19 protein-coding genes are annotated in these 17910 nt (G+C 48.1%); 9 read left to right on the top strand and 10 right to left on the bottom strand.

Translation table 11 applies throughout. The features are described from left to right. Positions 1 to 100 precede the first annotated feature (100 nt). From GQS10_RS03155 to GQS10_RS03170, 4 genes are read right to left on the bottom strand one after another with little or no spacing between them, the layout of a single operon-like run. The gene (locus tag GQS10_RS03155) at positions 101 to 367 is read right to left on the bottom strand and encodes a hypothetical protein (RefSeq protein ID WP_166238944.1); all 267 of its coding nucleotides are present in this window, start codon (positions 365 to 367) and stop codon (positions 101 to 103) included. Between the two features lie 10 nt (positions 368 to 377). Further along, a complete protein-coding gene (locus tag GQS10_RS03160) occupies positions 378 to 1529 on the bottom strand; it encodes an ABC transporter permease (protein ID WP_166238946.1) in 1152 nt (383 codons plus the stop codon). Next, a complete protein-coding gene (locus GQS10_RS03165; RefSeq protein ID WP_166238948.1) occupies positions 1519 to 2403 on the bottom strand; it encodes an ABC transporter ATP-binding protein in 885 nt (294 codons plus the stop codon). Before GQS10_RS03165 ends, GQS10_RS03160 begins: the two co-directional genes overlap by 11 nt. Then, positions 2387 to 2788 (bottom strand): GntR family transcriptional regulator, encoded by a 402-nt coding sequence (locus tag GQS10_RS03170; protein WP_166238950.1) that lies wholly within the window; start codon positions 2786 to 2788, stop codon positions 2387 to 2389. The genes GQS10_RS03165 and GQS10_RS03170 overlap by 17 nt, the downstream gene beginning before the upstream one ends. A 393-nt stretch (positions 2789 to 3181) precedes the next feature. Here GQS10_RS03170 and GQS10_RS03175 point away from each other — a divergent pair, with 393 nt between their 5' ends. The 3 genes from GQS10_RS03175 to GQS10_RS03185 all read left to right on the top strand — a co-directional run bounded on the left by GQS10_RS03175 (position 3182) and on the right by GQS10_RS03185 (position 5898). After that, entirely contained in the window at positions 3182 to 3712 is a 531-nt protein-coding gene (locus GQS10_RS03175) for a DoxX family membrane protein (RefSeq protein WP_207952111.1), read from the top strand. 124 nt (positions 3713 to 3836) lie between these two features. Then, positions 3837 to 4133, top strand: a complete 297-nt coding sequence (locus GQS10_RS03180; protein ID WP_166239508.1) for a DUF6509 family protein — start codon at positions 3837 to 3839, stop codon at positions 4131 to 4133. A 187-nt stretch (positions 4134 to 4320) separates the two neighbouring features. Further along, entirely contained in the window at positions 4321 to 5898 is a 1578-nt protein-coding gene (locus GQS10_RS03185; RefSeq protein WP_166238952.1) for a YcdB/YcdC domain-containing protein, read from the top strand. A 32-nt stretch (positions 5899 to 5930) separates the two neighbouring features. Here GQS10_RS03185 and GQS10_RS03190 read toward each other — a convergent pair whose 3' ends face one another. Continuing rightward, the gene (locus GQS10_RS03190; protein ID WP_166238954.1) at positions 5931 to 6785 is read right to left on the bottom strand and encodes a MerR family transcriptional regulator; all 855 of its coding nucleotides are present in this window, start codon (positions 6783 to 6785) and stop codon (positions 5931 to 5933) included. Positions 6786 to 7024: 239 nt separating this feature from the next. On the opposite strand from GQS10_RS03190, the gene GQS10_RS03195 reads away from it, so the two are divergent. After that, entirely contained in the window at positions 7025 to 8488 is a 1464-nt protein-coding gene (locus GQS10_RS03195) for a 4-hydroxyphenylacetate 3-hydroxylase N-terminal domain-containing protein (RefSeq protein ID WP_166238956.1), read from the top strand. 215 nt (positions 8489 to 8703) lie between these two features. Further along, positions 8704 to 9513 carry an effector binding domain-containing protein gene (locus GQS10_RS03200; RefSeq protein ID WP_166238958.1) on the top strand — a complete coding sequence of 270 codons (810 nt, stop codon included), beginning with the start codon at positions 8704 to 8706 and terminating at the stop codon, positions 9511 to 9513. 103 nt (positions 9514 to 9616) lie between these two features. Here GQS10_RS03200 and GQS10_RS03205 read toward each other — a convergent pair whose 3' ends face one another. After that, positions 9617 to 10153 (bottom strand): hypothetical protein, encoded by a 537-nt coding sequence (locus tag GQS10_RS03205; protein WP_166238960.1) that lies wholly within the window; start codon positions 10151 to 10153, stop codon positions 9617 to 9619. 346 nt (positions 10154 to 10499) lie between these two features. Between GQS10_RS03205 and GQS10_RS03210 the strand changes: the two genes are divergently transcribed. After that, positions 10500 to 11168: a pectate lyase gene (locus GQS10_RS03210; RefSeq protein ID WP_166238962.1), complete on the top strand. Its 669-nt coding sequence runs from the start codon at positions 10500 to 10502 to the stop codon at positions 11166 to 11168. 146 nt (positions 11169 to 11314) lie between these two features. Here the strand turns inward: GQS10_RS03210 and GQS10_RS03215 are convergent, their stop codons facing one another. The 3 genes from GQS10_RS03215 to GQS10_RS03225 all read right to left on the bottom strand — a co-directional run bounded on the left by GQS10_RS03215 (position 11315) and on the right by GQS10_RS03225 (position 12357). Further along, entirely contained in the window at positions 11315 to 11713 is a 399-nt protein-coding gene (locus tag GQS10_RS03215; RefSeq protein ID WP_166238964.1) for a VOC family protein, read from the bottom strand. Positions 11714 to 11778: 65 nt separating this feature from the next. After that, a complete protein-coding gene (locus tag GQS10_RS03220) occupies positions 11779 to 11994 on the bottom strand; it encodes a hypothetical protein (RefSeq protein WP_166238966.1) in 216 nt (71 codons plus the stop codon). A gap of 63 nt (positions 11995 to 12057) precedes the next feature. Next, on the bottom strand, positions 12058 to 12357 hold the full coding sequence (locus GQS10_RS03225) for a hypothetical protein (protein ID WP_166238968.1): 300 nt from the start codon (positions 12355 to 12357) through the stop codon (positions 12058 to 12060). 165 nt (positions 12358 to 12522) lie between these two features. Between GQS10_RS03225 and GQS10_RS03230 the strand changes: the two genes are divergently transcribed. Next, positions 12523 to 13794, top strand: coding sequence for a helix-turn-helix domain-containing protein (locus GQS10_RS03230; protein ID WP_166238970.1), 1272 nt, complete (start codon positions 12523 to 12525; stop codon positions 13792 to 13794). On the opposite strand, the gene thpR is transcribed toward GQS10_RS03230, so the two are convergent. Next, positions 13789 to 14406, bottom strand: coding sequence for an RNA 2',3'-cyclic phosphodiesterase (gene thpR / locus GQS10_RS03235; protein WP_166238972.1), 618 nt, complete (start codon positions 14404 to 14406; stop codon positions 13789 to 13791). The two genes, GQS10_RS03230 and thpR, sit on opposite strands and share 6 nt — an antisense overlap. A 203-nt stretch (positions 14407 to 14609) precedes the next feature. On the opposite strand from thpR, the gene GQS10_RS03240 reads away from it, so the two are divergent. Together GQS10_RS03240 and GQS10_RS03245 are read left to right on the top strand one after the other, a co-directional pair. After that, positions 14610 to 16355, top strand: a complete 1746-nt coding sequence (locus tag GQS10_RS03240) for a cache domain-containing sensor histidine kinase (RefSeq protein WP_166238974.1) — start codon at positions 14610 to 14612, stop codon at positions 16353 to 16355. Then, entirely contained in the window at positions 16348 to 17910 is a 1563-nt protein-coding gene (locus GQS10_RS03245; protein WP_166238976.1) for a response regulator transcription factor, read from the top strand. Before GQS10_RS03240 ends, GQS10_RS03245 begins: the two co-directional genes overlap by 8 nt.

A 17910-nucleotide genomic window follows, 5' to 3' on the forward strand; every position in this document is an offset into this window, starting at 1 on the left:
TCAGACAATGCGATTAACTTAATGACATTGCCCGGGTGGACTGTGCTCTTACGGCAAACGGATGTTCCTTCATCTATTATTTATTTGGCAGCCATTCCGGTTATCCCGATTTCGTTGCAGGCTTCTGTTTTCCCAGCAGGACTTGCTTTCTTAAGGCTAAGGCCTCGGATGCTGAAACCTTCTTGATTAGGCTTGCAGCCTGCTCCGTGGAAGCCATGTAGAACAAGTCGCTTAAAGCTAACTTCCGGAGCGCCCGCTCCGCGGCCTTAGCGGCGAGCGTTTCACAGTGCAATAAGTAAAAGCAGATGCGATAACAATCAGCTTCGTAGTAACGTAAGACCGCAGCCCGTTTATCCGATTCTTTCATATGCGTAAGCCTATCCTTTTCTAGTGTGGAGCTTTAGTCTCATCGTTATCCGAAGTATGAAATAGCCAAGCATCGCCGATATTATCGCAGAAATATAGAAAATGATCAGGTTCATTTGGTATTTCTTTGTTTCATTGATTAGCTCATTCCCAAATTCGTCGTAGCTGTAAAAATGATTCCCCAGCATTCCTTCGATGATCATACCGCCGAATAGGAACGCACAAACCATTACACCTGCAGTCAAAAAAGGACGCAGCTTGGAGGAGAGCAGAACGTTACCGTTGTATTCATTCAGCGAACCTTTTGACATCCGGACAATCCCCCACAAGCTGGCCAGCGTCGTGATTACCGGTACTGCGAATGAAGTCAAGGAATAATAAATGCTTCGAATGTTCTGAATTAAATCACTGGGTAAATCTTGTCTGATGTACTGTTCCTGGTGAAACAACTGCTGAATGTCCATAAGTTTAATCGGGAACGATATATTCAAAAAGAAAGCTTCCGTGGCATCCCGAAAAAACCACCATTCTCTAAGATCCATGTTTCCAAACGCAAATGCATGAAGGGAAACGAGCTCATTTAATAAGCTGTAAAGACCATAGGGTATAAACGGTAAAATCGCGCACAAGGCCAAATGCGAAATCATATTGCCGGCAATAAGGCCAAGCCATAACGAAAATGCGTAAATTCCGATTAAGATTAGCAGCTGGTGCACGTAATACACCCAAAAGATGTGCACAGGTATAAAATCCTTCAATACCGACGTTTCTAGTATGACTAGGTGAATCATGAGGGACAAAGTAGTGGACCCCACGATATGTACAAGTCCGATAAAAAATTTGGATAGAAACAGATTCTCTCTCTTCACAGGCAGGCTGTACATGTAGTCTAAGCTCTGATTGGATCGTGCGGATCCGATGAGATAAGTCGCCAACCCTGCGCACAGCAGCAGCTGAAGGAGAGAGACGATTTGAAAATCGGTGTTGAAATAATAATGGTATGGGTCGTTGGTGTGATGCTTCTGGAAGTACAATATATTTTGCTCTACATTTCCGGCATGATTATAGAGCAGGAAACCGGAGAAGATGGCAACAAGCCAAAATCCCAATAAAATGTATTTCGATTGCTTGACGTGGTAATACCATAATCCTTTATGAAACATATTGTGCATCTCCTCCCAAGGTACCGATGAATACGTCCTCGATCGTTACAGGCAGTTCCTCCATTAGGATCGGATTCGTGCTTTCCAGCGTTTGAAGCGTCTGGGCGATGTTATCTTTAATAAGCAGTGTGGTGACACGTCCGATTTCAGTGAGCACTTGAATGTTCTCCATCCCCTTGAGGATACTGGAACCGTCGGAAAAAGCGAGCTGCAGCTTTTTATACTTTTGCCGCAGTTCTTCAACCCGGATCACGGAATCGATTCGTGTGTCGCGAAGCATGACGATTACATCGGCCATTTTCTCCAGCTCCAGCAAGTGATGCGAAGAGATCACAAGCGAAATTTGCCGTTCCGACACCTCTTCAATCAGCAGCTGCATCATTTGTTTTTTGATAATAATATCGAGGCCGTTTGTCGGCTCATCCAGCAAAATCACCTTTGCACCGGTGGACAGGGCTAAAATGATAAAGAGCAGCGCCTTCATCCCTTTCGAAAAGCTGCGCACCGGGCGATTAGCCGGGAGGTTGAAGCGATCAAGCCAGTCGTAAAATAGACCAAGATCAAAATCTTCGTATATCCTGCGGTGGAATTCTACCAGCTCCTTAACGCTGTAGCCATTAAACATCACGATCGTATCGGGCACGTAAAACATCGATTTTTTGGCCAGCGGCTGTTGGGTCAGGTTCACTCCATTAATGAGGATTTCCCCTTCATCAGGATCTATAATTCCTGCCATAAGCCTCAGCAGGGTAGATTTGCCGACTCCATTGCGTCCGACCAAACCGGTAATGGTCCCAGGCTGAATATCAAAGCTAATCTGTTCCAAGATTGTTTTGTCGTCAATTTGTTTTGTTACATTACGGACGGTTAACATGTCCTTCGCCTCCTAATTCACGTACATAGCCGTCAATCCATTGCATAAGCGTGTCTCTGCCAATCCCCATGTAGGAGGCTTCAATGACAAGACGCTTGAGAGCTTGTTTCATTTCATCCGTTCGCTGCTCACTTCCTATTTGGGGGAGCGTCTCCGTGACAAAAGTGCCTTTGCCTCTGCGTGTTTCGATAATGTTCTGTCGCTCAAGCTCCTGATAGGCTTTGCTGACGGTGTTCGGATTGACCAGTAAAATGCTGGCGAGCTCACGGACGGAAAGCAGTTTATCGTTGGGCTGCAGTGCCTTTTTTAAGATCAACTCTTTAATTTGCTGTACAATTTGCTCCCAAATGGGGGTCGCACTGCGTTCATCGATGTGGATCAGCAAGAGGCGTCACTCCTTTCATATGTATAATTCAATGTAGAGCAGCTGCGTAATAATCAACATGCGTGTATTAGTTCATATAGTACACGTAATACATTAATGCGTAATCGACCATTTGTCAACAACTGGATGCAAATTGTTTATTATTGGAATGATCCGGGCTATGGATGGAAAGGGACATATCCAGTGAAATAGAAATGTTGTGACGTAGTTCACAACCATCCGCTATAGAGTCTGCTATAGTAAAGACATCAAGAGAAACACTATCTAGAGAGGAGCAGACCCCATGAAGCGTAAACGATCTTGTTGCTCGGACCTGGTGTTTGCAGTAAGGTAAGAAATTTTTTTCAATAATCATGTGAAAATAATCACAAATATACTAAGGAGATGGTATTCATGATGAAATGGCTTACAGAAAATAAATATGCAGCTGTTATTTTAACTCTCGTTCGGTTCTACCTTGGTTATGCTTGGCTTACAGCCGGCTGGCACAAGATTACTGGAGGCTTCGATGCCGGCGGTTTCTTGAAAAATGCAATTGCGAAGCCGGTTGCCGATAAAGCGACTGGAGACATGGTTTATCCGACATTTACCGCTTTCATCGAAAACTTTGCGCTTCCTAATGTGAAGCTGATTAATGTGATGATCCCATGGGGCGAATTCCTCGTCGGGCTCGGCCTGATCCTTGGATGCCTGACCACCGCTGCCGCATTCTTCGGACTGGTGATGAACTTCATGTTCTTGTTCGCCGGTACCGTAAGCACAAACCCATGGATGGTGCTGATCGGCGTAATCATCTTCTTCGCTGGTGCGAATGCCGGTAAGCTTGGTGTAGATTATTACCTTCTTCCAGTGCTTCGTAAATGGATGGCTCGCCGGAAAAACGGCGCGGGCACCGGAGCAACAGGAGCCGCAGCACATATTTAAACAAGATGCCGACAGCCCAGTATCGCCAGATGGCGGTGCATGGGCTGTTTTTCTTGTTCGGTTTATTTTTTTCGCCAAATAAGGCAAAATGAGTATGGCTGCAAATAAAGGAAGGATGGAAGTCATGGTCAACATCACCGAATTTTCCGTTGAAAAAATTAAAGATCCATTCGGCATCATTTCCGGCGAACGGTATGAATTTTTACTTTCAATCGATGTGCCTGAGGATGATGAGCTGTATACGCCGAGCGGCGTGCACGTTCGCGTGATCTATAGAGTGAGCGACGGACAGGATGGGATTGTAAAGCATGAGCTGCTGGAAGGCGGAACCGATAAGCTGCTCGATTTTGAGCTGGAGGATGACGAGCTGGCGGAGGTAGAGGCATTTTGTAAGGAGCATCTGCACGAAGCCGAGCAGTAAATGGACAGCCGCCGTTCTGAAAAAGGGCGGATGCATAAGCGTGTAAGTAAGAGGCCTCGTTACGAGTGAACCAGGGTTGGTTTGCCGAACGGGGTTTCTTTGCGTAAAGAGGATTTTTCTAATTTGCGTAGAAAAGGTAGGATATGGTATTTTGTTTTTTCAGAAAGATTAGGAGGAGGGCTGCAAAATGGATTTTGACCAATTGCGCGCAATTGCAAGCTCGATTGTAAACATCCCCGAGCATTACCGTTTGGAAATGGAGGACAGCATCCCGGTCGGAGAACCGAAGGAGCGTTGTTTTATTTGGGAATCGGAGGAGAAGGACCAAGGAAAAATTGAGATTACCCTTGATCTGGAGACTGGCAAGCTGACATCTTTAAGTATCGAAGTTCCTAATAGTGCTATTGAGGAAGCTCTATCCGATCTGGAGGGGCAGGAAACTAGCAGGGAAAGCATTGAAGCCGCCGCAGACGTGTTCGTTACACAGTTTGTGGAAGGCTGTGCTGAGCTAACGTGGAAAAAAGTAACGAAAAGAGGGAAGTACTGGGATGTGGAGTACTGCAAGCAGGTGGGGGGGCTGCCGCTGCCCGATTCAGGCTGTGAGGTAATGCTTGATGCGGCTTTGCGTATCGTTCGTTTCCGTTTGCACCGCAGAAGGGATGCTGCAACGAAAATGCCGGAGTGGCCCGAGAAGGTTGCAGATGTCCAAACGCTGAGAGAGCGGTTCCTAGAAGGGCTTACGCTGCAGCCGATGATTGCATCCTTGTATTCTTCCATTTACGAAGTGGGGCAGGATGAGCCGGACTTCAGACTGGTGTACGGTCCCATTCCGGATTTTCAAATGCTTGATGCAGCTACAGGGGACGATTTATTCGGGAGGGACCATTATGTGATGCCTCCGAGCCGTCCGATTCCAGCCCCAGCCGCAACGCAGTCCGACGGATTATCGAACGATCAGAATAAAGCTTCGCTGCTTTATACTTCGGAAGACTGGGAGCTGCAGCTGGGCATTGACCGTGATAATTACCGATTGGTTAAAACGGCGGATGATGAAGAGCGGATCAAGCTTTATTATGAGCTTGCGGGGCAGGCTGATGAAGTGCCGCAGCCGGATGCGCTATCGGTAGACGGGTATATGAAGCGTAAATGGGGAGATCAGCTTCGCAAGCTGGATTCCTCCATTATTGTATCGTTTGAAAAATCGACGGAAAGATTAGTAGGTCTCTTCCGTACGAGCGAGCAGGAAACGGGCAGCAAGGGCGAACGCTTGAGCCGTCAGCAGTGCTGGGAAGCGGCAGAACGTTTTCTGCAGTTCGTTCTTCCGGATTATTTGGATTATTTACAGCTGGAGGATGCAAAGGCAAAGGATGATGAGGAAAGCCGGGAAGATCCCAGGGAGTTTTTCTATCTGCCCGTATTCGTCCATGGGTTTCCGGTTGAAAACAATCGGGTGACGGTAAGTGTCGATGCATATACCGGAAAAGTGCTGATGTATATGGGCGTTTCTTATGAAATGCTTGAGAAGATGGCAGCGGCCAAGCTTCAGCCTTCGCTTTCACAGGAAGAAGCTTTTGAACGTTTTGCACCGCATGTACAGCTGAGGCTGCGGTGGTTTCTCGATCGTGAGGCTGAGCCGCCGGTATACCGTTTAATCTACGATGTGAAGGCGTTGATCCAAGGCTCCGGGGAACGGGAGCATCAGTTGTCTTATATTGATGCCGTAGATGGCGGACTGATCTGGCGAAAAGAGGCCGAAGGCGAATAACATTGCCGACAGCTCAGCATCTTCGCAAGACATTACTTGCTAACAGCCGGAATTTGCAGCTCGACAATATAGCTTTCCGGATTCATGATTTGCGTCATATCGACTAAATACTGCTCTATGGAGGGGCCGTTCTCCCGCAGGCCATTTCGATCCATCCATTGAAGCGCCTGCCGGTAAATACGTTTGCACGATTCCTCGTTCGGGATACCGCAATAGGCGGCCGTAACATAGTCCCCACCTGGAATCGTGCGAATAAAGGCGTGAGTTCCGGCCGAAGCGCTGACCGGAACGCAAAGCTCAAGATCGGAGTCGCTTCGGTCAAAGGTCATTATATTTTCGTGATAGATCGTCATCATATGACCGTCCGGATGTAAGCCGGATTCTGCAATTTGCTGGAACAGCTTGGTAAACCGCACTGCCGAGGCTTCCAGACCGCAGGCTGCTCGCTGGCGGTCAAAGGCGACGATCCGGTCAGGGAGACATTTTCGCTCAACCAGCACATCGATCTCCCGGATTTCCCCGCCCAGCGTGTGCAGTGAATCGAGCTGGACCGTTCGCTGTTTAATGGAAGAGGCGATCTGCTGCAGCTGCTGAATATTTCGGCAGGTTTCCTCGTATCTAGCTTCAAACGCTGCTTTAACAGCGTCGATGCTGCCGCGATCCAGTACCTGCTTGATCTCCTCCAAGGAAAAGTCCAGGCTCCTTAAATCCTGCACAATCTTAATGTGCAATATATTCAAATTGGAATAATACCGGTAGCCAGAATCGGGGGCCGTTTCCGCTGGAACAACAAGCCCGATTCTATCGTAATAGCGCAAGGTTTGAATAGGAATGTCACAGAGCCTCGAAGCTTGTCCTATCGAAAACAATTGGTCCTGCTGCAGCATCAACGTTCACCTCTTACAAAATTTTAGCGGTATAACGGAAATTTCGGTTTGTCCGAGCAGTCGTGGCAAGGTTATTATATCCGGTTTGTTCATTTTTGGAAATTAGTTTACGTAATCGTTAGAAGCTTGTCTGCCAAAGCAGATTAGCGTCTAGTTTTGCGTGGGGAGTGCTTCTTCTGTACCCGGTATATCAATGTTTGCATATGCTGATATATCATGGTTCGGAAGGAGAATCCTTTGTGCCAATACGAACGGGAACGCAGTTTATCGAGAAGCTGAATGCAATGAAAAATGTGATTTGGGTGGACGGGAAGAGAGTTGAAGGGCCTCTTTCACAGCATCCTTATTTTTCCGGCATTATTCAAAGCAAGGCCGAGCTGTATGATCTTCAGGCGGAGCCCGATCGTCTGGAGCAAATGACGTATTCTTCTCCGCTGACGGGGGAGCGTGTCGGGCTGTCCTTTCTGACGCCCGTCTGCCGCGAGGATTTACAGCGGCGCCGCGTGATGATGAGCGAGTGGGCGAAGCATACGTCGGGATTGATGGGGCGCTCGCCCGATTACATGAACACCGCGATCATGGCGTTTGCCTCGGCGGCCGAGCTGTTTGGCGCCAAGAATCGGGTGTATGGGGAACGGCTTCGCCGGTTCTACGAGTATTGCCGCGAGCAGGACTTATCAACGGCGCATACGTTTATCCGGCCGCCGGTTGACCGGCATCATGTGACGAGCGAAGGAACGGATGAACTTCCTTCGCTTTCGGTGATCCGGACCAATGCCGAAGGAATGATTGTCGATGGGGCCCGCCTCATGGCTACTCAAGGCGGAGTTACGGATGAGCTGCTTGTATTTCCGTCGTATATCCCGGAAATTTTTGCGGAGGATCGCCATCCGCTGTCGTTTGCCTTTGCGATTCCGAGCAATACGAAAGGGATCACCTTTCTCGGCCGAACACCCTATCATGAGGGCTCACGTTTTGACTCCCCACTTGGGTCAAGATTTGATGAAATCGATATGATCGTTCGTTTTGATCATGTCCTGATTCCTTGGGAACGAGTTTTTTTGTACGGGGACGTTGCGCTTGCGAACCGCATCTATGAGGAATCCGGTTTCTATCCGCAGGCGATGCATCAAGTGCTCTGCCGGATGAAAGTCAAGCTGGAATTTATAGCGGGGCTAATGGCTACGATGGCGGAGCTGCTGGAAATCGCAGCAGCCCCAACCGTGAAGGAATGGCTTCTCGAGGGGTACGAGACTGCGGTTATTTTGGAAGGGATGCTTCTGTCATCTGAGGCTGCCGCTCGTCCGAATCGCTGGGGAGTCTGGACGCCGTCAGCGGTGCCGCTGTATACAGGGCTGCGCACGTATTCGCGCGTCTATCCGAAGCTGCTTCAGTCGATGCAGCAGCTGGGGGCGAGTCATTTGTTCTCCAATGCCTCGGCGGCGGACCTGCAGTCGGAGCACGGCGAATGGCTGAGAGGAGTGCTTGGCGCTCCCGACGGTCGCAGCGATGGAGAACGTAAATCGCACGTCTTTCATGCGGCCCGGGAGCTTTGTGCCAGCTCGTTTGGGGCGCGGCAAAGCGTATATGAGCAGTTCTTTTTCGGCGATCCGATGAGGGTGATGGAGCGGTTTTACGAGCAGTGCGATTTGGAAGCTTGCCGGGAGCATACGGATCGTTTTTTAAATGGTTCACGAGATTGATCGGGAATTTTTGTTTCCATCCAAAATCAGGAAGGGATTTGCGATTCAGCGTCGAATTGCAATTCCATGCGAACATTTGATCTGATTTAGCCGCCTAGACCTTCACCGTGCAGTTTGGAACGAGGGATGGCGGCTTTTTTTACGCGTCGTTCATTATGAAAGGCTTCAATTTTTATGACGGGAAAGGGTTCGTACTAATGAAGGAGGGTAATCAGATGTCAATGCTTGAGTGCAGACTGGTTCAAAAAGATGCGATGAAGCTGGTGGGGGTGAGTTTTTCCGGTACATTCCCGGATTCTTTTCCTCATAAAGCGATGGAGCTTCAGCAGCAATTTTGGAAGCGATGCCATGAAATTGAAGGCAGAGTAGAGGAGGCAGCATTAATTAGCCCGTTTTTTGCGAATGAAAGCTTTGTCACCTACTGGGCTTGCTGTGAAGTACAACAAGTGGATCGTATTCCCGAAGGCATGGAAGTGATTGAGCTTCCTGCAAAAACATACGCCTCCGTTACCTGCACGAACCGCACGATTGAGGAAGGCTACCGCGTGCTGGAAGAATGGATCAAGAAGGAACGGCTGCAGAAGGCGGCGAAAAGCTGCAGCGTAGAAATTTTCTACATCCAAGAAGATGCGGAAGTGGAGCAGGTAGAGCTTCTGGCACCAATACAAACGCCGGCGGTGGACAAGCTGGTTGAACGGATCGACGCTGTGTTTTTGCCCGTGAACGATCTGGAGGCTTCGCTTTACTGGTACCAAGAGGTGTTCGGGTTTCCGCTGCGCTGGAATAACAGCCGGATGGCCGGTTTAGGGGTGGGGCCGAATTGCGGATTTCATCTGGTTCAGGTACCGGATTGGCAGCCGCCTCAACAGTACACGCCAATAAACTTTGCCGCGAGAAATGCCGAAGCCGTTCGGCAAGCGCTTCTCGATAAGGGAGTAAAAGTATCCGATTGGCGCGACGACGAACCGAAACGGTTTGATATATGGGATAATACCGGGAACATCATCAGCTTGATCCAAATGTAAGGAAATACAAAAAGGCAGATCGCATGAAGCCATGCCTCCGATGTTAGTTGTCTATTCATTCGGAGGCCGTTCGGTGCGGTCTGCCTTTTGCTTTTATGTGAGGCTAATGATGCGTGCCAGAGGTTTCGCCTTTGGATGTATGGGTCTGCTGATATTCCCGCTCAAAGCGTTCTTTGACCGAATCGTTGCTGTCTTGAATAATAAATCGAATTTCACGATATTCCCGCAGGTCTTGATGGACGGCCTCCAGGTCATGCTGGTCCGCGTGTTCCTCAATCCGATCTATAACGGACAAAACAACCGTTTCGTAAGCGGTGGAAAAGCTGTCATCCACATCGCTTGTCTTGCGGAAATTCATGTAATGGCGTTTGAAGGCCTCAATAAGGGTCTCCTGTTCCGGGAAACGTTTGTCTCCTTCATCCGAATTGCGTCCCCGTTCAAGCAGGGAGTCGAAGATGCTGCGGATAACAGGGAGCGGGTCGGCACCCGGCTTTGTCAAATCCATGCTCATATCGGTAAGCATCGCCTCGAGTGCTTTCATTTGCAGCTCATGCTTCGTCATTTCTTCCGTAGAGGTGACCTTAATTTGTATATCCTCGTTATACGAGATATCCAGTCGATTGATGTGTTCGAATTCCATGATTTCCTCCATTTTACATGGTAATGTAAACCGAAACGGAGGTGATTATGTATGGCGGGAGAAAGTTCTTCTACTTTTTTGCACAAATTTAGACATTTAACCATATTAATAATCATTTTCAATTTTGAATAATCATAAGTTGTAATTTTAGTAATTCCTCAAAAAATGATTATTTTTGTAATTCCAACTTTTATGTAGCATGAAAGCGTGTACAAGCTAGGGAGGTGAAATACGCAGCTTGTATCGAACCAGCTTTAAATCTTTCAATTAAAGTTGAATGCAAGCAAAAACGCTAGTCAAACAAATTAACCGGAAATCGTTTCCGGAACAAATGGAGGAATGAATTATGAAAAAAGTAACGGGTACTCTTCTCTCTCTAAGCTTGGTGGCCTCTCTCTTTGCGGCGGTTCCGGCTGCCCAAGCGGCAACGACTGTGAATGAAACCATTATCGTTAAAGCTGGACAAACCTTTGATGGAGGCGGTAAGACTTATGTTGCCAACAGCAGCACTCTTGGCGACGGAAGCCAGGCCGAAGGACAGAAGCCGGTGTTTAGACTTGAAAAGGGAGCTACCTTGAAAAACGTAGTACTGGGTGCACCTGCAGCCGACGGCGTACATTGTTACGGTGACTGCACGGTTCAAAACGTTCACTGGCAGGATGTTGGCGAGGACGCGTTGACGCTGAAGTCTGCCGGAAATGTGAATATTATCGGCGGCTCCGCATATAAGGCATATGACAAGGTATTCCAAATGAACGCAGCCGGCAAAATTACAATCACAAACTTTAGAGCGGACGATATCGGCAAGCTTGTCCGTCAAAACGGTGGCAGCAGCTACAAAGTTGAAATGATCGTAGACAGAAGCCATATTACTAATGTAAAGGACTCCATCCTGAGAACGGACAGCAGCACGAGCACAGGACGTATCACGAACACAAGATATTCGAACGTACCGACGCTGTTCAAAGGCTTCAGTTCCTCCAATACTTATCAGTCCGGCAACACGAAGTATTAAGATATACTGCCCGCGTAAAAAGGCCTGTTGAGTTAACGCTCAATAGGCTTTTTGACGCTTAAACTGACGCTGTTTTCGAAAACTTTGTTGTTTTTAATATAGATGAAAGGGGACTTCCCACGGAGTTCCCTTACTAACTAGACTTTTTAAACTTCTATTGTTCCAATGATCGTTTTAATACGTTCTTGCTCTTCGCCCTTATTTAAGTATTCGAAAAATCCAAGTTGATTTCCCCAAGGGTCTGTGAAAGTTCCCCATTTCACTGGTACTTCAGGTCTTGAATGTATTTCAAAACTACCAATCTTTAAATCTTCTATCAGTCTGTCTCTTTCAGCTTCAATGTTAGTAACTCCTAAACGTAAAGGTCCGTTACCCTCGGTAAGAGTTCCTTCTGCGACCTGCAACCAACAACCAGGAATGAGTTCCCACTCTGCAAATCCCTCGTGTGGGGTAAAATCAGGCTTTTTATTAAGTAATATTTCATACCACTTTTGCCCTTCTTCAATATTGGCAACTCTAACCTGAGTAGTCATTTCAAAAATCATCTAAGTCCCCCTCAAATATGTATTATTAAGGAAGCAATAATCTAACGGTAACAGGGTTATTGCCTTTATTTCTTCCGCATTTCGAAAAATTCACAGCTCGTTCTACTGTGGTAGGTTACATCGCTTACGCCGGATTGGATAACTACCGTCTCCTCGTCAAACCGGATAATCGTGCCCCCGGAATCGACGATCAAATCATCTTTAAAAACGCGGATTCCGCGCTCCTTCTCCATGGCTTCCGAGAAATCCTGATCCGTCGTAAGCTTGCGATTTTGCGCCATTCCTACATCTCCTCTCTTTTTATCTAAACGTTGATATTCGGGTGCTTCAGCTCTTCTGGGAGCTTACAATTTGAACCGGCGTATATGACTCCAGAGCTTCTCTTGCTGCAATATTTGTTTTTGTTTTTTTCCAAGTAAATCGAAATGAGGGTAAGGCGGCCGGTGGTGGATATAGATTGGATCCAATCCGTGCGATCTGCACCAAGCTTTAAGCTTTGGGAGATCCGAGCAGCCTACCTTCGTCACGGTTTTCATGCCTGGAAAGCGCGGGTCTATCCAATAATGCGTCAAAAATGCGATTTCTCCGCGTGACACCGCCTCTTTCCAAGCTCCCAGCTCTTCTTTGGAAATACCGAAAGCCATACGCTGGTTTCCTTCCTATGCTTGTTTTTGTCCGGTTTCCATTATAGCAAGTATAGCAGGAAGTAGGAACGATCTCACGCAGGGTAAAGCAGGAAATGCTGGGAACAATGCCGAATATAAAACCCCTTGAAAGCTTGCAAATTTTAACATAGCGGGGACAACAAGATGCATATAGGCAGCCGAATCCGGCAGGCGCGACTATTTAAGAGGATGACCCAATCGGAGCTTTGTCAAGGAATCTCCTCTATCGCATATTTAAGTCAGGTAGAGACGAATGCGGCAAAGCCCTCCGCTCCATTTATACAAAAAATTGCGGAAAGGCTTGGGGCTTCGCCGGAGCTTTTAACAGAGTCTTACCATGAGGAAATGGGGGAACAGCTTTACATCAGGTTTAAGCAATACTGGGCCGAGGATATTTTTACCGAAGAGACAGGGCTGCTGCTTCATATTTACGCCGAGGAAATGCTGCCAAATCGGATCTATTTAATGATTTATTCCATGCTGATCCGCTACCATAATTTACGGACGCATTTGAAGGAAGCCAAGCAATATTACGAAAAATCGATACAGCTTTTGCGGCTTGACGATCCGTCAGCGGAGAAGGAGCTTTTTTATTACTACTATTTGTCCGCAGGGGTGCTGTTCTGGGAGCTGACGGATTTCAACCGCGCAAATCAGTTTTTCTTCCGCTGTGAGCTGCTGTCGGAAGCGGTGGGAGAGCGGGAAAAGGCACGGCTTTGCTATAATTTAAGTCTCCTCAACCAGAGGATTAATGAGGATAAAACGGTTAGTTTGCATTACTCCGGCAGAGCCTGCGAGCATCTGAAGGCTTCTGGCGATAAGAAGAGACTCATTCAGCTGCTTACCGCTAGAGCCATTCAATTTTTGCTTGTGAACCGGGAAGCTGAGGCGATGCAGTGTTTGGCTGAGGCGGAGCAGTATGCAGGCGGCGATGACCCGGATGTGGTTTCAGGCATGCATTATAATTACGGAAGAGTCTATCAGCTGACAGGGAAGTTTGCAGAGGCCGAGGAATGCTTTCTACAGGCGCTCCGCGTACTAAAACATTATCCGCATGATATGAAAATCATGAACAGCTATAAGCGGCTCATTGAGCTGTATATTGAGCAAAAAAATTGGGTGGCCGTGGACGAAGTGCTGCAGTCAGCCTACGCGATTTTACATAAAAATAAAGAGGTCGTTTTCGATGTGGAGCTGTATCGACTCGCGATCAAGCTTCATAAGATTAAAGCGGACTACCAGCGGTATGAAAAGGAGCTGCAGAAGCTCATCGACCGCTGTATCGAGCTGAAGCTGTTTCATCATGTGAAGACGCTGGCGGCGGAGCTCGGGACATACTACTTTGAGAAAAAAGCATATAAAAAGTCGTCGCAGTATTTACTGCTGGCGCAGCAGTACGAGCCGATTTCCTTATGAAGAGGAAACCGGCTCTTTTTGTTGGCCCGACGGCTGTGACGGGAGGGGATAACTCTGCAGCGCGTGATACATCGGAAGCTGCTGCAGCCTGCTTTCATAAAGCAGGAAGGAGTCGGACTGCCAGCCGGTTGCTGCGGATTCCCAAGCAGGATCCGCCGAAGGAAGCTCGAACCGGGTGCCGGGACCGCCGTTCCATTTGCGAGCGATCGTAATGTGCGGGCGGAATGTTTTGTCTTCGGGGGCGAAGCCGTAAGGCTGCACCGCCCGTTCCACGGCTTGGTGCAGCCGCTGCAGCACCTCCAGCTCTCCCTTTACGCCAACCCATAGAATGGAGGGCGACTTGGGCGGACCGAAGCTGCCGAGTCCATTCAGCTGCAAAGAAAACGACGTCAACTCCTGAGCAGCCTTTTGAAAAGCGGGACCTATGCCTTCGAGCTGCTCTTGACGCACATCGCCGAGAAATTTGAGTGTAATATGAAAATCCTCGCGATGCACCCACTTATGAAATGAAAGCTGCTTGCGAAGCTGAGCGGTATAATGCTGCAGCGTATCTTTGATGGAATCCGGAAGCGGCACCGCTGCGAACAGCCGCTTGGTTGGCTCTTTTCCCATGAAATGTGCTCCTTTCGTCTATACAGAGTGGTGTAAATTGGAATGTCCTTTAGTATGACCGAAATCGGGCAGTTTCATCGCGATAACGCCTTCTCCCGCGAATATACTTGTATAGGGTGACATTTTATTTCCAATGTAAGCGATTCCGCAAGGATTTAAGGCAGGGGGCGGCGAATGTTTTCTGGGAAAAGGAGGGAACTGCTTTGAGACTAAAGACGTACTACGGCAATCAGATGATCAAAAATAAAATATTCATGCTTACGCTGTTAATTATGGCGGCCGTATCCGGAATTAGCGTCATCGCGGTTCATTTTGCCACGGAATTATATGAAGAAAAGGTGTATGACGAATCTGCGGAAGTGCTGAATCTGTCCTCTACCTCTGTTGATAACGAGCTGAGGCGGATTGAACGCTTATCCTTTCAAATTTTAAGCGATCCGAAAATCCAGGAAATTATGACGACCTTAAAGGAAGGCGACGGCGATTACCAGATGTATCGGATGAGAGACGAGCTCATGCTGCAGCTGTTGACGCTTGCCCAGCAGGAAAAGTACATCTCGTCCATTCAAATGATCGATGCGAATGATCAGGAGCACACGGTAACGCTTGTTGATAAAAATCGCGGCGATATCCAGATGATTACAGAGCACGCGCTCAAGGGAGCGGGTGCCAACGTATGGTTTGCGGCGGATGATCCAAATGTGTTGATTACCGCCAAGCAGGTGCGGAAGGTGAGGAACTTAAGTCTCGCACATCTTGGCGTACTCATAATTTATGTCGATATGAATCGGCTGATCGACCAAACGCTAGATTTATCCGAGGATAAAATGTTTATGATCGAATATGATGGCCGCGCCGTGCTCTCCACACACGAGGTGCTTCCTGCTGGCAAGCTTACCCATATCCCGATTTCTGGCCGTAAGGGATACGAGGTGCTCTCCTTGGAGGGGCGGACGTATTTTGTCACCCATTTAACCTCAACCTTTCAAGACTTCACCTATTATAACGTAATTTCGTACGATCATATTTTTCAACAATCACGGTTGATTAAGAACGGGCTGATCGCCCTTTATGCGCTGTTGTTTGTTGCCGCCCTCTTTCTTGGCTGGAAGGCGTCGCAAAGCATTACCCGTCCTTTGGAATACCTGATCCAAAAGATGAAGCAGGTGCAGAAGGGAAATTTCAACACGGATGAATTGTTTCAAGAAAACAATTTGAATATGGACGAGACCGGGCAAATCCATCGGAACTTTCGCCTTATGCTGGAAAAAATAAATGAGCTGATTTTGGAAAATTACGCTAAGCAGCTGGCCATTAAGGAGTCTGAATATAAAGCGCTGCAGGCGCAAATCAATCCACATTTCCTATACAATACGCTGGAATCGATTAACTGGATGGCGAAGGTCAGCCGGCAGGAGCATATTTCCCGCACGGTAGAGGCGCTGGGGAGCTTGCTGCGGAGCATCATCGGGAAAAAGGAGCCGCTTATTCCGATTAGCGAAGAAATGGAAATTGTAGGGAACTACATTACGGTCCAGCAAGCAAGATTTGCGGAGCGCATTCAATTCCAGCAGGCGGAAGAGCTCAACTTGATTTCGTATTACTATATTCCAAAGCTTACGATACAGCCGGTCGTTGAAAATGTGATTCATCATGTGGTGGAAACGATTTCCGGCCCGTGCATCATTCGGCTTGGTGTTCAAGCGGAGGAAGAGCATATCGAAATTGCCGTGCACGATAACGGTCCGGGCATGGACCAGGAAACGCTGGAAGCGGTTCGCAGCGGAGCCGCGAAACCGAAGGGAACCGGGATTGGTCTTAAAAATATTAACGAGCGAATACAATTACTGTTTGGAGCCGCATACGGCGTAACGATTGACAGTGAGCCTGGCGCGGGAACGACGGTAACCATTCGAATTCCTTATCGTTTGGAGGGTGACCATGTATAAGGTGCTGCTGGTGGATGACGAACGGATTATTTTGGAGGGAATCGCAAGCGTTGTAGAGTGGGGGAGGTGTGGTACAAGATTAATCGGGAAAGCGATCGACGGCAGGCAAGCGCTGGAAATGATCGAGGCTGAGCCTCCAAATATCGTAATTACGGATATCAAAATGCCCGAAATGAACGGGATTCAGCTTATTGAACAGGTGAAGGAGCGTTTTCCAGAGATCGTATTTATTATTCTGTCGGGGCATGAGGAGTTTTCATCGGCGCAGTCCGCCATGAAGCTGGGCGTCCGCCACTATTTGCTGAAGCCATGCAACGAGAAAAAAATTATGCAGGTGCTGGCGGAGGTTGTGGAGGAGCTGAAGGAATTTGAACGGCGGGGCGCGTTTATTATGAACAACCGGGAAAACTTCGCCAAGGTGTTGCCGCAAATCAAAGAGCAGTTTTTAAAGGAATGCATTACGAATAAAACCTACGGCAAACGGGACTGGGAATATTATTGCGACCTGCTGGGGCTTAACTTGCTGGACCGCCCTCTGCGGTTAATTTTGCTGGAGATTGAAGGGAAGCATGATTTCGAGCATCTGTTTGCTTTAAACAATATTGCGAAGGAAATCGTGGAGCAATCGGGCTACTCGGTCTACTTAAATACGTCGATCGGCGGAAGGCTGGCGCTCCTTGTCGAGGAAGTAACACTGGAGAGCTGGACCGGGGTTATGATGGACATCAAGAACATTTATTTTAAATACTACAAGCTTGATGTCACCGTTGCGGTGAGCAGTCCGGACTCCCTTCCCCAGCTGCGCAGACTTTATAAGGAGACGTTGGAGTGTCTTTCCCACCGTTTTTATTTAGGGGAGGGCAGCGTCATAACAAGCGGCGATATTGACCGGGCAAGCGGCGGGGAAGAGGACATTGCCATTGACGCCGATGCGCTTGCTTTTGCCATCCGAAGCGGCAACGCCGAACAGGTGCGCGAGCTGATTAAGGAAGCGTTCTGTAAGCTGAAGGGCTCCAAGCTAAGTGTAGACGTGGTGAAATCGTATGTGCTGGAGCTGTACTTGAATGTGATGAGACAGGCGGGCCCGAGGCAAAAGGAGGGCTATTCGCGCGGCTTGATGCTGGTCGAATCGCTTTCCACTTTGGAGCTGGCGGAGGAGTATGTCAGAGAAGCGGCTGCAGAGGCAGCAGGAATGTATTATGAATCCAATATGCAGACGCAGAGCCGCACGATTCGCCGCGTCATCCAATATGTGCACGAGCATTTGTCCGATGAATCGTTGTCGCTCTCCAGGCTTGCTCAAGAGGTGTTTCATTTGAATGTGGATTACTTGGGGAAGCTGTTCCGCAAAGAAACGGGTGAAAAGTTTTCGAATTACTTAATGAATATCCGGATGGAGGAGGCGAAAAAGCTGATTGAAAAAGCGGAAAGCCTCAAAATATTAGAGGTTGCGGCAAAAGTAGGCTTTGGCTCGAACCCTCCATATTTCAGTCAGGTTTTTAAACGGTACACGGGCTGTACGCCTTCGGAGTATAAGAAATCGTCGGTTATTTGA

Source organism: Paenibacillus turpanensis, assembly GCF_011421635.1.
Lineage (GTDB): Bacteria > Bacillota > Bacilli > Paenibacillales > YIM-B00363 > Paenibacillus_AK > Paenibacillus_AK turpanensis.

Coding starts and splice junctions, on each gene's coding strand:
- GQS10_RS03210 (WP_166238962.1), top strand. CDS start 10,500: ATGAAAAAAGTAACGGGTACTCTTCTCTCTCTAAGCTTGGTGGCCTCT.
- GQS10_RS03200 (WP_166238958.1), top strand. CDS start 8,704: ATGTCAATGCTTGAGTGCAGACTGGTTCAAAAAGATGCGATGAAGCTG.
- GQS10_RS03245 (WP_166238976.1), top strand. CDS start 16,348: ATGTATAAGGTGCTGCTGGTGGATGACGAACGGATTATTTTGGAGGGA.
- GQS10_RS03185 (WP_166238952.1), top strand. CDS start 4,321: ATGGATTTTGACCAATTGCGCGCAATTGCAAGCTCGATTGTAAACATC.
- GQS10_RS03160 (WP_166238946.1), bottom strand. CDS start 1,529: ATGTTTCATAAAGGATTATGGTATTACCACGTCAAGCAATCGAAATAC.
- GQS10_RS03225 (WP_166238968.1), bottom strand. CDS start 12,357: ATGGCTTTCGGTATTTCCAAAGAAGAGCTGGGAGCTTGGAAAGAGGCG.
- GQS10_RS03215 (WP_166238964.1), bottom strand. CDS start 11,713: ATGATTTTTGAAATGACTACTCAGGTTAGAGTTGCCAATATTGAAGAA.
- GQS10_RS03230 (WP_166238970.1), top strand. CDS start 12,523: ATGCATATAGGCAGCCGAATCCGGCAGGCGCGACTATTTAAGAGGATG.
- GQS10_RS03205 (WP_166238960.1), bottom strand. CDS start 10,153: ATGGAATTCGAACACATCAATCGACTGGATATCTCGTATAACGAGGAT.
- GQS10_RS03180 (WP_166239508.1), top strand. CDS start 3,837: ATGGTCAACATCACCGAATTTTCCGTTGAAAAAATTAAAGATCCATTC.
- GQS10_RS03155 (WP_166238944.1), bottom strand. CDS start 367: ATGAAAGAATCGGATAAACGGGCTGCGGTCTTACGTTACTACGAAGCT.
- thpR (WP_166238972.1), bottom strand. CDS start 14,406: ATGGGAAAAGAGCCAACCAAGCGGCTGTTCGCAGCGGTGCCGCTTCCG.
- GQS10_RS03175 (WP_207952111.1), top strand. CDS start 3,182: ATGATGAAATGGCTTACAGAAAATAAATATGCAGCTGTTATTTTAACT.
- GQS10_RS03220 (WP_166238966.1), bottom strand. CDS start 11,994: ATGGCGCAAAATCGCAAGCTTACGACGGATCAGGATTTCTCGGAAGCC.
- GQS10_RS03165 (WP_166238948.1), bottom strand. CDS start 2,403: ATGTTAACCGTCCGTAATGTAACAAAACAAATTGACGACAAAACAATC.
- GQS10_RS03190 (WP_166238954.1), bottom strand. CDS start 6,785: ATGCTGCAGCAGGACCAATTGTTTTCGATAGGACAAGCTTCGAGGCTC.